This is a genomic window from Sphingobacterium mizutaii (assembly GCF_900187125.1).
Classification (GTDB): Bacteria; Bacteroidota; Bacteroidia; order Sphingobacteriales; family Sphingobacteriaceae; genus Sphingobacterium; species Sphingobacterium mizutaii.
The window spans coordinates 3,243,888-3,256,831 of sequence record NZ_LT906468.1 but is presented as its reverse complement, the minus strand read 5'-3'; the positions used below and the strand labels follow the sequence as shown (position 1 = coordinate 3,256,831).

The following is a 12,944-nucleotide window of genomic DNA, read 5'->3' as shown; positions in this document are numbered from 1 at the left end:
GGCACAGGATTATTTGCTGATTAAATATTTTGAAAACCCCTAGGGGGCTGACATCTTTGTAGCACCCTGCTGCTGATCAAAGGACAACCCACAGCGTGGGTGAAATCTTTTTCAATCTTTGTTTTATGAATTGCTTAGGAAATTGCGTGTCTTTTTTTCTCACCTGAACTGCCTATTTCAAATTTTCCAATCCAAAAGTAGCCAATTTATCTACGATGGGTAAAGTTTTTAAACCCAATTCGGTTAAACTGTATTCAACTCTCGGGGGAATTTCAGGATATGATTTTTTGGAAACTAATTTGTTTGCAACCAAGGAGTTCAGTTCTTGAATCAGCATTTTTTCACTGATTTTGGGAATGCAGCGTTTGAGTTCACCATAGCGGATTACTCTTTCGTTTATCTGAAATAATATCAGTAATGTCCATTTACCGCCCAATAACCCCAAAGATTTCCGTACAGGACAGTTTTCGTCTGACTGCTTAATTATTTTTTTAGTTTTTTCCATTTGATAATCAGTAATTCTAACAAATAGGTAAGTACTGTACCATTAGGTTAGTACTTGTACAAAGGTAAGTAATGTCTTAATTTTGCACAATAAACAAATAAAATTATTTATTATGACAGCAATAGAAGTAGTAATAGCTTATGGGGAAGCACTTGGCAAAGGCGATATCCCAACTGCATTTTCGTATTTTTCAGATAACGTTAAATGGCATCAGCCAGGCGACAATCAATTTTCGGGTTTGAAAAATGGTGCTAATGAAATCGGCAAAATGATTGCTGGAATGATGGAAGTTTCCAAGGGAACTTTTGCATTAACGCCTAATGGCAATTTAATGGTCAATGGCGAATTGGTTGCTATGCCTTTGCGTTTCAGTGGTACAATAGAAGACCGCAAAATGGATATGAATGGCATTGATTTGTTCAAAGTAGAAAACGGAAAGATTACCGAAGTGTGGTTGTTTTCAGGTGATCAAGAGGCTGAAAATACTTTTTGGGGGAAATAGTGAAATATTATTCAATGGACAAAAATGATAAAGGAGCATTTTAAATAAATGCTCTTTTTTTTGTACCGAGAAAAGCAACACAAAGAACGGTTGAAAAATATTTCACCCACGCTGTGGGTTGACCGCTTGTCGATCTGGTTATTCTATAAAGATTTCACCCCCTCTGGGGGTTTTAAAAAAATATGGGCAATATTTCCGAGACCCTTCGGCTGCGCCGTCAGGGTGACACGAAAGGGTATAGAAAAGATTTCAAGCACGCGGTGGGTTGACCGTTGATCGATTTTCATTTTTTAAAAAGATGTTACCTATGAGGTTTTGGGTTGTGGATTTGTACAGGCGAGATTTTGAAAATCGAGGAATTTCTTTAATCAAAATTGATGTTAATTTAGGTTTGTATAGGGCGGGCGTATGCGATACGCCCCTACAGTATTGGGGACTTTCCAGCGAATAATTAATTAAAATCTTGGCCCATCCTCCCATCCCGTACCCTGAGCGGCGTCGAAGGGCATCCTGGTTCAAACCTAATCTCCTTCGGCGGCGGCCTCAGGGTGGCACAAAAAAGGTGTAGAAAAATATTTCACCCACGCTGAGGGTTTTCCACAAACATCATCCTTCCGAAGGAAGTCCTTTAGCCCCCGGCTCATTTCCAGTGGCGGAAAAATGGATAGAATGCCGATGCCTTGTGCGATGGGATTGGCCTTGGAATGCTTTCATAAGATCATCCCATCAAAAGGGATGATCTTATGAAAGATATTCCCGACAACAAGGCATTCTATCCATGTGCGGAGGATCGTGCGAAAAGCCACCTTAAATGGGCCGAAGCGTTTTGGTTACTTTTGCGCTTCAAAAGTAACAGAGGAAATGGATGATAAATATTTCGCCCACGCTGTGAGGTATCCGTTGACCGTTGATCGATTTTCATTTTTTAAAAAGATGTTACCTATGAGGTTTTGGGTTGTGGATTTGTACAGGCGAGATTTTGAAAATCGAGGAATTTCTTTAATCAAAATTGATGTTAATTTAGGTTTGTATAGGGCGGGCGTATGCGATACGCCCCTACAATATTGGGGACTTTCCAGCGAATAATTAGTTAAAATCTTGGCCCATCCTCCCATCCTCGTTGGGTGAGCCGTACCCTGAGCGGCGTCGAAGGGGAGTCGAACCCAATCCTGGTTCAAACATATGCTCAACGGCGGTTTTGGTTACTTTTCCGTGAAAAGTAACACAAAAAAAACAGTAGCAGCTATTCGCCACTACTGTTTCTATCTTAAAAATTACTCCTGTTTCCAGGAACTAATCCTATTATCCTTATAATTTACCTACTTCTTGAGCTAGGTCGATAATTTTGTTTGAGTAACCCCACTCATTATCGTACCATGAAACCACTTTCACGAAGTTGTCGTTCAAAGAGATACCAGCTTTAGCGTCGAAGATCGAAGTACGAGCATCACCTAAGAAGTCAGTAGAAACTACATCATCTTCAGTGTATCCAAGGATACCTTTCAATTCGCCTTCAGAAGCATCTTTCATTGCTTTTTTGATGTCTTCGTAAGAAGCACCTTTTTCTAGGCGTACTGTTAAGTCAACAACAGAAACGTCAGCAGTAGGAACACGTAAAGACATACCAGTCAATTTACCTTTCAATTCAGGTAATACAAGACCAACTGCTTTAGCAGCACCAGTAGAAGAAGGGATGATGTTTTGGTAAGCACCACGTCCACCTCTCCAGTCTTTTACTGAAGGACCGTCAACTGTTTTTTGAGTAGCAGTCACCGCGTGAACTGTAGTCATCAGACCTTCTACGATACCGAATTTATCGTTCAATACCTTAGCGATAGGTGCTAAACAGTTTGTAGTACAAGAAGCGTTAGAAACGATGTTGTATTCTGGTTTAAGATCTTTATGGTTTACACCCATTACGAAAGTAGGTGTGTCGTCTTTTGCAGGAGCAGACATAATTACTTTCTTAGCACCAGCTTCGATATGTTTTTGAGCTAATTCTTGAGTCAAGAAGAAACCTGTAGATTCGATTACCACTTCAGCACCTACTTCATTCCATTTCAAGTTAGCAGGATCTTTCTCAGCAGTAACGCGGATAGTTTTTCCGTTAACGATTAAGTTTCCGTCTTTTACTTCAACAGTACCGTCAAATTGACCGTGTGTTGAATCGTATTTCAACATGTAAGCTAAGTAATCAGGTTCCACTAAGTCGTTAATACCTACTACTTCGATATCACTGCGTTTTACAGCAGCTCTGAATGCTAAACGGCCAATACGGCCAAATCCGTTAATTCCAATTTTCATTTTTACTAATTTTTATTTATAAAATATTTAACAAGGTTTTGTACAGGTTCTCTAATAATGGTGCCCACGGCCAAATGGTTTTCTTTGGCGATTTCGCGCAACCAATCGGCGTAATTATTAGCAACTGAACCTGTGAAATTCAAGGTTGAATCAGGGTAAGTCTCAGAAAGAGGGATCAAATATGTCTTCACATAGGTTTCAAGACCTTTTTTGATGATTCCTTCCATGTAGGGGTCATCCTTGTTTTCTAGGATGAAATCGGCGAAAGAGGTCAGGAAGATATTTGGGTTCGGGCTGTTATACGTTTTGTCCAGGATTACCTTGCGGTCGATATTGTGTTTGTTCAATAGTTTTTCGCGGAATCCCTGGGGCATGGCTTCGGTCAGGAAATCCTTGAGGATCTGACGGGCCTGCCAGTTTGTAGAAGCTTCATCCGCTAGGATGTAGCCCAGGCCAAAATTGTTCTCTACGACTTTACGTCCGTTATAATAAGCAGCATTTGATCCACTACCGATGATGCCGATGATTCCCTTTTCGTTTCCGAAGGTGGAGATCGCCGAGGCCAACATATCGTGGCTGGCTTTGACTTTGGCATTCTTGAAGAAATTGGAAAATACCTTTTCGATCTTTTCCTGTCTTTCTTTGGAAGATGCACCGGCGCCGAAGAAATAGATCTTGCGGATCCGTTCGGCATTGTTGATCAGTTGGGTGTTTTTATTGAGCAGTTGAAAGATAAATCTTTCGTCTTGGATATACGGGTTGATACCGGTAGTGCGGAATCCATGCAGGATTCTGCCTTTTTCGGCAAGGCGCCAATCGGCATATCTTGATCCACTAAAAACGACTGCAATCATAAGTTTATATGTTCATTACTTCTGCAATAGTGATAAGTTCTTCGTCCAGTTTGAATTCCTTGCCCCGCAAAGCCTCCTCTAGCGTGGTGCTTACCATTTTGCTACCGCGTATTCCTACTGTAGCGCTTCTATTGCCATTTATTAGTTCATTGACGGCGAAGTATCCCATTCGGGTTGCAAGTACTCTGTCGAAACTACTTGGGGATCCTCCACGCTGTAAATGTCCTAATATACTAACTTTTGTGTCATAAAAATCAAATTTTTCTTCCACGCGTTTAGCGACATTATAGGCGCCGCCATTTTTATCACCTTCGGCGATAATAACGATCATGGAGGTTTTATTTCTATCTTTTGCTACTTCCAGCATCTCGATCAGTTCGTCGATGGCGGTATCTTTTTCAGGGAGCATAATGGCTTCAGCGCCACCAGCCACACCGGCATTCAAAGCGATACATCCCGAGTCCCTACCCATTACTTCAACGAAAAACAGACGGTTATGTGATGCGGCAGTGTCCTTAATTTTGTCAATGGCATCAATAACAGTATTGTTTGCGGTGTCAAAGCCCAGGGTATAGTCAGTACCGTACAGATCGTTGTCGATCGTTCCGGGGATACACATCACTGGGATGTCATATTCTTGTGAGAACACTTCGGCACCCGTAAAGGTTCCGTCTCCACCGATTGCCACTAAGGCATCGATGCCCACACGTTTGATATTTTCGTAAGCTTTTTTACGTCCTTCGGGAGTTCTAAATTCAGGGCAGCGAGCAGATTTCAGAACCGTTCCACCTTTTTGAAGGATAGAACTGACCGAGCGACTTACCATTTCGGTGAAATCTCCCTCGATCATACCTTCGTATCCCCTAAATATACCTGTTACTTTGAGGTCGTTGAAAAGTGCTGTTCGAACTACTGCGCGAATGGCTGCATTCATGCCTGGAGCGTCTCCTCCTGATGTATAAACGCCAATCCTTCGTATCTTGTTCATTAGGTCTTTCTTATTTTTTAGAAATACGAATATAATGTGTATTTCTTACACTATTAAATTTTTTTAGTAATTTGTTTGTGTAATTCTTATTATTGTTGAGGTTTTAGGGGAAACAATTGATCAATTAAAATAAATTTAGATTTTGCAAACACATTTTACCATAGATTGTGTCATTCTGACATTTGATGAGGGCCAACTAAAAGTATTGTTAGCGGAAAGAAATGAATATCCTTATAAGGATTGGTGGGCTCTACCGGGCTATTTTGTGAATAAATACGAGGAAATGGCCGATGCGGTGGCTCGTATCCTATTCGAGATGACCGGCTTAAAGGATATTTACATGGATCAATTGGCGGCCTTCGCCGGGGTCAAACGACATCCCGAAGGTCGGATCTTGACGGTCGCTTATATGGCCTTGGTCCAAATGGAAGAGGTCAAGAATAAAATTTCTTCAGGAAGCACTTATATGCGCCAGTTGAAATGGTTTCCTGTAACAGAATTGCCAGACCTGGCCTTTGACCACAAGGATATTATTGAGCTAAGCTTGGACCGACTGAAGAAAACAGTTACTTTTTCTACTACTCCCTATGAATTATTACCAGCCAAATTTACCCTGACCCAATTACAGCAGGTCTATGAGGCACTACTCCATAAACAACTTGATAAAAGAAACTTTAGGAAAAAAATCAATAATCTGGGTTATCTCAAAGAATTGAACGAATTCCAAAAAGGAGTATCCTATCGTGCTGCCAAACTATATTCATTCGATAAAAAGAAATTCCACAAAATCTTTAGCCAGGATTAAAAAACAACTTCCTTAAATTTTTGTCTAAACGTAGTCCTTGTGTTAAAAAAGTGTTAATCGTCACTTTTTTGACAAAGGGATGATATTATTTGCTGTCAATTTTATACTTTTGAACAATTTTTAGAAAAAGTCAAAAATAAAAAAGGTATAAAATGGAGAACCGTAAGGATCAAATCATTGATGCAGCGTTAAAACGCTTCTCTCATTTTGGTTTTCATAAAACCACTATGAATGAAATTGCTGATGATCTGCGAATTACAAAAGCCAATCTTTACTACTATTACCCAGATAAGTCAACTCTTATTTTAGATGTATTGATAAAGATTGGAAATGATGTGTATGCAGGAGAGAAGGAAATTGTAGAATCGTATTCAGGAGATATCATGAAGACGATGATGGATGTGTTGGAATATAGGGCTGCCTACACACGCAAATATTATGTTTTGCATATCTGTGAGAACCTAGACTGGATCAAAGGTCTAGATCTAAATGAAGTGATGCAGGATTTCTACAAACGCGAGGTAGCCTTGATCAAGATGCTATTCCAGCGATCAGTAGATGCGGGTGAATTGATCATGGACGATATCGAAGGATGTGCACAGACTCTGGTCGAAGTACAGAAAGGACTTGGGATCATCCATACCATTTCGGATGTAATCACGGGTATTCCCAATGAGTCGAATGTAGACAAGATCGTCGAGAGTCAAAAAAGAGCGCTAAAATTAATTTTCGAAGCACGAATAGCTAGCAATAAATAGAATGAATAAAACTAAACTCATGGCCCTTATGGTAGCTGGAATGCTATCTGGATCATTGTTACATGCACAAGAGACCTTGACCTTGCAGGAAGCGGTAAAATTTGCATTGGAAAATAAAGCTGAAGCCAAAAAGGCAATGCTCGACCTAGAAAACTCGGAGTACCAAATCGATGAGGTTAGGGCAGGGGCTTTACCACAGATCAACGGCTCGGCAAGTGTAAAATATAATGCGATCATTCCAAGTATGCCATTGGAGGTGGGGGGACAGACCCAATACCTTAAAATGGGTCAGCCCTGGAACTCCACTGCTGGACTTTCGGTGAACCAACAGATCTTCAACCAATCCTTGTTCACTGGTTTGAAAGCAGCAAGAACTACTCGCGAATTTTATACGATCAACAGACAATTGACCGATGAAACTTTGATCGAGAAAGTTGCCAATGCCTATTATGATGTTTTCCAAACGCAATTGCAATTGGAAACCATCGACAATAACTTGGAAAATACAAACAAGACCAAAACGGTTATCGAAGGTTTGGTAACTGCAGGTATTGCTAGACAGATCGATTTAGATCGTATCATCGTAAATATCAACAATTTGGTAGCACAGAGACAGATTGTTGTCAATGCACTGGAGCTGAAGGAGAATGCCTTGAAGTTTGCGATCGGTATGCCAATTGAAACTGATATCGAATTACCAGAGGAAACATTTGATGTGAACCTGGAGCTGGCAACAACAACCATGGATTTAGCGGGAAGAACTGAAATCAAATTGATGGAAAAACAAGCTGAATTACTGGAATTGAATAGAAAGAGCATGAAAGCTGCTTATTATCCATCCCTATCATTTGGTGGTGATATCGGTTACCAAGGTTTTGGTCAAGGGATTCCGGGAAGCAATGACTTCAAATGGTTCCCAACATCAGGACTGGGCTTGAACCTTTCTATTCCAATCTTCAATGGTGGATCTACCAAAGCGAAGATCAATCAAGCGACCATACAGATCAAGCAATTGGAGGTTGATATGGAAGACACCCGATTAGGGCTGAACTTGGCGAATGAAAATGCGAAAGCGCAGATCAAGAACAGTTTGTTGACCGTTGATGCTAACAGAAGAAACGTACAGTTGTCGAAAGAGGTTTTGGAAGACACCCAAAACAACTACCGTAACGGTTTGGCAACCTTGACTGAGCTTTTAGATGCTGAGAATGCATTGGCTACGGCAGAGAACAACTTGAATACCTCTTTATTGAATTATAAGATTGCCGAGGTCCAATTGATCAAAGCAAACGGACAGTTAAAATCATTAGTAAACGAATAATATAACCACATAAATGAAACGTACATTAATTACCCTAATTGTTATCATTGCTGCTGGAGCAGGTATTTACTTTATCCTCCAAAAGAATAAAGCAAAAAATGATGCAGATACAGCTGCAGTAGCTGAGAAGAACGCTGCAGTGGCAGTTCGTATCGATACTGCTGAGAATAGCGATATGAGCTTAGAATACCTAGCGAATGGTACTTTTATGCCAAAACAAGAAGTAACGGTAGCAGCAGAAACTGGTGGTCGTGTGGTTCGTGTTATGGTTGATGAAGGATCAAGAGTTTCAGCAGGCCAGACTTTGGCAATCGTTGAAGGCGATAAGTTGAATGTAAATGTGGCCAACGCACAGGCATCTTATGATAATGCGCTAGCTAACTTACAACGTTATGAAAATGCCCTTACTACAGGTGGTGTAACGCAACAACAGGTAGATCAAATGCGCCTGCAATTTGAAAGTTCAAAAAACAACTTGAAAAGCGCAAAATTGACTGCTGGTGATGTTACGATCAAAACCTCAGTTGCAGGTATCGTGAATTCACGTAAGATTGAGCCCGGAGCTTATGTAAGCCCAGGTACTCCCGCATTTGATATCGTCAATGTGAGCACCTTGAAACTGCGTGTGAATGTGGATGAAAAGAATGTTGCAACCCTTCGTGTTGGACAGGTTGTAAAGGTTAGAGTGAGTGTTTATGCAGATAGGGAATTTACAGGAAAGATTACTTTTATCGCACCTAAATCAGATGGTAGCTTGAACTTCCCTGTAGAGATCGAGATAGCGAACAATCCGAACAATGAATTGCGTGCAGGTATGTACGGTACAGCCGTATTCGGAGCAAGCGGTACATCAAGCGTATTGGTGGTTCCTAGAACAGCATTCGTAGGTAGTATTTCGGATAACAAAGTATTCGTTTTGAAAAACGGAAAAGCAGTAGAATCAGAGGTTGTAGCAGGAAGAAGCTTTGGTGATAATATTGAGGTTCTTAGCGGTTTACAAGCTGGTGACCAAGTTATTGTTTCAGGTCAAATCAACTTGTTTAACAACTCACCTGTTGAAATCATTAAATAATTTGTGCTAAGAACGAAGTCATAAAATGAAGATTACTGAAATATCGATAAAACGTCCGAGTCTGATCATAGTATTATTCATACTATTGACATTAGGCGGGATATTCTCATATACCCAATTGGGTTATGAGTTGATACCCAAGTTTGAGGTAAACGTAATTACCATCCAAACGGTGTATCCAGGTGCTTCACCTTCCGAGGTTGAGAGTACTGTAACCAAGAAAGTCGAGGATGCTGTATCCTCCTTGGAAAATATCAAGAAATTGGAATCAACCTCCTTGGAGAACGTTTCGATTGTTATGATCACCCTGAATGATGGAGCGGATGTCAACTTCCTGCTCACGGATGCCCAGCGGAAGATCAATGCGGTCTTAAATGACCTCCCGGAAGACGTTGAGGCTCCATCCTTGAATAAATTCTCCTTGGATGATATCGCCATCATGAGCTTGGCGGTGACCTCCAACCAATCGGAGAAAGAATTGTACGACCTGTTGGACAACAAGATACAGCCGATCTTTGCGCGTATCTCTGGGGTTGCTAAAGTAGACATGGTCGGTGGTGAGGAACGTGAAATCCAGGTTTCCGTGGATCCACAAAAAGCGGAGGGTTATGGTGTTTCCATTTCCCAAATCCAAAACGTAATTGCTCAGTCCAACTTGGATTTCCCTACGGGTAACGTGAGTACACGTGAGTCGAGAACGACGATCCGTTTGGCAGGTAAGGTGGTGGATGTGGAAGAGTTGAGAAACTTGCCGATTACCACTCCTTCAGGTGTAACGATTTTCTTGAAAGATGTTGCCGATGTTCAGGATGGGATCAAGGAAATCGAGAAAATCGCTCGTTTAGATCGTAAGAACACTATTTTATTGCAGGTGTTCAAACAGTCGGATGCGAATGCGGTAGAGGTTTCCAAATTGGTGAAAGAAACCATTGAAACGGTTCAGGTTGATTACAAAACAGATAATATACAGATCAGGGTTGCGAACGATTCAACGGATTATACCTTGAATGCAGCAGACAACGTAATCCACGATTTAATGATTGCGATTGCCTTGGTAGGTTTTATCATGTTGTTCTTCTTGCACAGTTTGAGAAACGCGGCCATTACGATGATTGCGATTCCATTGTCCTTGATTGCAACCTTTATCGGTTTGTTATTGATGGGCTATACTTTGAACTTGATGTCCTTGTTAGGTCTATCCCTAGTGGTAGGTATCTTGGTCGATGATGCGATCGTTGTAATCGAGAATATCCACCGCCATATGGAGATGGGTAAGAATAAGGTTCGCGCGGCTTATGATGGGGCAAAAGAGATTGGATTTACCGTATCGGCAATTACCTTGGTTATCGTGGTGGTATTCTTACCGATCGCGATGTCAACAGGTTTGGTAGCCAACATTCTTGCACAGTTCTGTGTGACGGTAATTATTTCCACTTTATTATCCCTATTGGTTTCCTTTACGGTGGTGCCTTGGTTGTATTCACGTTTCGGAAAACTAGAGCATATCAATCCTAATTCCTTTATCGGAAAGATTGTACATGGTTTTGAGGCAGGATTGACAGCATTCACGCATTGGATCACAGGTATCCTAGAATGGTGTTTGAAAAACTGGAAGACCAAATTGGCAACTTTGTTTATCGCCTTGGTTCTATTCTTTGGTTCATTCGCATTGGTAGGACTTGGATATATTGGTACCGATTTCTTCCCAGCATCAGATAAAGGCGAATTCATGATCCAGTTGGAATTGGAAAAAGATGCGTCTTTGGAGAAAACCAACTTCCTGACACAAAAAGCGGAGTCTATCATCGAGTCTAAGCCAGAAGTAGAAAGTATCATTACCACGGTAGGTCAATCCTCGGATGGGGTGATGTCAACTGCAGGTTCACGCTATAAGTCGGAGATCCACGTAATCTTAAAAGATACCTATACAGAAAGTTCCAAGGTATATTCAGCTCGATTGAAACGTGAGTTGGAGAATAAATTGATCGGTTCCAAAGTTACAGCCGTAAATATGGGCTTGATGGGAGCGGAGCAAGCGCCTTTGAAATTGACCGTTATGGGTTCAGATTTGGAAGATGCACGTGAGTTTGCGATCAAAGCAGAAGAGATTTTACGTAATATTCCTGGAGCTACAGGGGTGAAATTGACTTCGGAAGATGGTAACCCTGAGATCCGCGTTCAAGTGGACCGTGATAAGATGACTTCACTTGGATTAAATGTGGCAACTGTGGGGATGACCATGCAGACTGCATTCTCAGGTAACACAGACAATAAATTCCGCGCTGGTGATAACGAATATGATATCAATATCCGTTTTGCTGAAAGTGGAAGAGCGAATATCAATGATGTTAGAAACTTGAAGTTTATCAATAACCAAGGAGCTACCATTTCATTGGATCAGTTTGCGACTGTAGGTTACGGTTCAGGACCAACTTTATTGGAACGTCGCGATAAATCACCTGCTGTATCTGTACAAGGTTCGGTAGTTGGTCGCCCAATGGGTACGGTGGCTGCAGAATGGGAAACAGGATTCTCTCAATTAGAGCGTAAGCCAGGTGTAGTATATGTATGGGGAGGTAACATGGAGAGCCAAACTGAAGGTTTCGGTACCTTAGGAGTAGCCTTGGTTGCATCTATCTTATTGGTATACTTAGTAATGGTTGCTCTTTATGACAGTTTCTCTACTCCATTTGTGGTATTGTTCTCGATTCCATTGTCATTTATCGGAGCGTTATTGTTGCTAGCTTTAACGAACCAGACTCTGAATATCTTTACCATCTTAGGTATTATCATGTTGATTGGTTTGGTGGCGAAGAATGCGATCTTATTGGTTGACTTTGCCAACCACCGGAAAGAACATGGTGACAGTACACATGATGCCTTGGTTGCTGCCAACCATGCCCGTCTACGTCCGATCTTGATGACAACTATTGCGATGGTGTTCGGTATGATCCCGATTGCATTGGCGACAGGTGATGGTGCAGATACCAACAGAGGTTTAGCGATTGTAATTATCGGGGGACTTTTATCGTCTCTATTATTAACCTTGGTTGTAGTACCAGTAGTTTACTCAATCTTCGATGGTTTCGGTCGTCGTTGGGGTAAGAAGGAAAAAACAGATTATGCAGAAATGATGGAAGCGGATTATGTTCCTAACGAACATTATGTCGATGAAATGGAAGTTAAGCATAACTAAACTCGAACAATTAATTTTCTAAATACCAAAGGCCTGGAATTCGTTTCAGGCCTTTTTTATGGATAATAGGGAAAAATTAGCCACTGATTTGGCTGTAAATGGCTTAGAAAACGATGGAAATTTATGGAAAAGTCAATGGTTAAACATATAATTTAAATGCTGTAAAATCTATGTTTATTTTATGATTAAGGCTGTTTTGTGTTTTTTTGAGACCATGGAAAGCATTTACTTTTTTTAGAATTATATCCTTCTATCGTGAATTTTACCGTACTTGGTAGCAAGCAAATTCCTCCAACGAATCGTATTAAATTTGAAAGCGGTTTTTGGATCGAGATATTGAAAAATCACACACACTAACTATTATGCTAACGGCCTGAATCCGCAAGGATCTAGGCCGTTTAATTTTTCCATTTTTTTAATCTCCATCGTGGTCATCGACCTTATTCGGGTTAGGAGGTAGGGGATTGGTGTCACCTTCGGGACGTTTCCCAGTATCGGATTGCACCTTTTCATTTTCCTCCCGAGGTTGTTCGGTTTTGTCTTTTTCTAAATCTTCTGGTCTTGTTTCTTTCTGTTTACTCATGATGATCGTTTTTAAAATTTACTATGGATAGAACAAGGCAGGCTAGTTTATGTTCT

The 12,944-nt window shown here is 40.9% G+C and carries 11 protein-coding genes; 6 read left to right on the top strand and 5 right to left on the bottom strand.

What is annotated here, in order from left to right; translation table 11 throughout:
• Positions 1 to 172: 172 nt before the first annotated feature.
• Positions 173 to 505, bottom strand: coding sequence for a winged helix-turn-helix transcriptional regulator (locus CKW03_RS14165; RefSeq protein WP_093098080.1), 333 nt, complete (start codon positions 503 to 505; stop codon positions 173 to 175).
• A gap of 112 nt (positions 506 to 617) precedes the next feature.
• Here CKW03_RS14165 and CKW03_RS14160 point away from each other — a divergent pair, with 112 nt between their 5' ends.
• The gene (locus CKW03_RS14160) at positions 618 to 1,007 is read left to right on the top strand and encodes a nuclear transport factor 2 family protein (RefSeq protein ID WP_093098079.1); all 390 of its coding nucleotides are present in this window, start codon (positions 618 to 620) and stop codon (positions 1,005 to 1,007) included.
• 1,308 nt (positions 1,008 to 2,315) lie between these two features.
• Here the strand turns inward: CKW03_RS14160 and gap are convergent.
• The 3 genes from gap to pfkA are packed head-to-tail and all read right to left on the bottom strand — an operon-like array spanning position 2,316 to position 5,153.
• Complete coding sequence (gene gap, locus CKW03_RS14150) at positions 2,316 to 3,311, bottom strand: type I glyceraldehyde-3-phosphate dehydrogenase (RefSeq protein ID WP_093098076.1); 996 nt, start codon at positions 3,309 to 3,311, stop codon at positions 2,316 to 2,318.
• A gap of 5 nt (positions 3,312 to 3,316) precedes the next feature.
• The gene (locus CKW03_RS14145; RefSeq protein WP_093098074.1) at positions 3,317 to 4,165 is read right to left on the bottom strand and encodes a hypothetical protein; all 849 of its coding nucleotides are present in this window, start codon (positions 4,163 to 4,165) and stop codon (positions 3,317 to 3,319) included.
• A 4-nt stretch (positions 4,166 to 4,169) separates the two neighbouring features.
• Positions 4,170 to 5,153, bottom strand: coding sequence for a 6-phosphofructokinase (gene pfkA / locus CKW03_RS14140; RefSeq protein WP_093098073.1), 984 nt, complete (start codon positions 5,151 to 5,153; stop codon positions 4,170 to 4,172).
• Between the two features lie 142 nt (positions 5,154 to 5,295).
• Between pfkA and CKW03_RS14135 the strand changes: the two genes are divergently transcribed.
• The 5 genes from CKW03_RS14135 (at position 5,296) to CKW03_RS14115 (ending at position 12,305) form a co-directional block, all read left to right on the top strand.
• Positions 5,296 to 5,958 (top strand): NUDIX hydrolase, encoded by a 663-nt coding sequence (locus CKW03_RS14135; RefSeq protein WP_093098071.1) that lies wholly within the window; start codon positions 5,296 to 5,298, stop codon positions 5,956 to 5,958.
• Positions 5,959 to 6,110: 152 nt separating this feature from the next.
• Complete coding sequence (locus CKW03_RS14130) at positions 6,111 to 6,716, top strand: TetR/AcrR family transcriptional regulator (RefSeq protein ID WP_093098070.1); 606 nt, start codon at positions 6,111 to 6,113, stop codon at positions 6,714 to 6,716.
• 1 nt (position 6,717) lies between these two features.
• A complete protein-coding gene (locus CKW03_RS14125; RefSeq protein ID WP_093098068.1) occupies positions 6,718 to 8,037 on the top strand; it encodes a TolC family protein in 1,320 nt (439 codons plus the stop codon).
• A 13-nt stretch (positions 8,038 to 8,050) separates the two neighbouring features.
• The gene (locus CKW03_RS14120; RefSeq protein ID WP_093098067.1) at positions 8,051 to 9,109 is read left to right on the top strand and encodes an efflux RND transporter periplasmic adaptor subunit; all 1,059 of its coding nucleotides are present in this window, start codon (positions 8,051 to 8,053) and stop codon (positions 9,107 to 9,109) included.
• Between the two features lie 25 nt (positions 9,110 to 9,134).
• Positions 9,135 to 12,305: an efflux RND transporter permease subunit gene (locus CKW03_RS14115; RefSeq protein WP_093098065.1), complete on the top strand. Its 3,171-nt coding sequence runs from the start codon at positions 9,135 to 9,137 to the stop codon at positions 12,303 to 12,305.
• A gap of 415 nt (positions 12,306 to 12,720) precedes the next feature.
• Here CKW03_RS14115 and CKW03_RS20490 read toward each other — a convergent pair whose 3' ends face one another.
• Positions 12,721 to 12,888, bottom strand: a complete 168-nt coding sequence (locus tag CKW03_RS20490) for a hypothetical protein (protein WP_157739536.1) — start codon at positions 12,886 to 12,888, stop codon at positions 12,721 to 12,723.
• Positions 12,889 to 12,944: the final 56 nt, after the last annotated feature.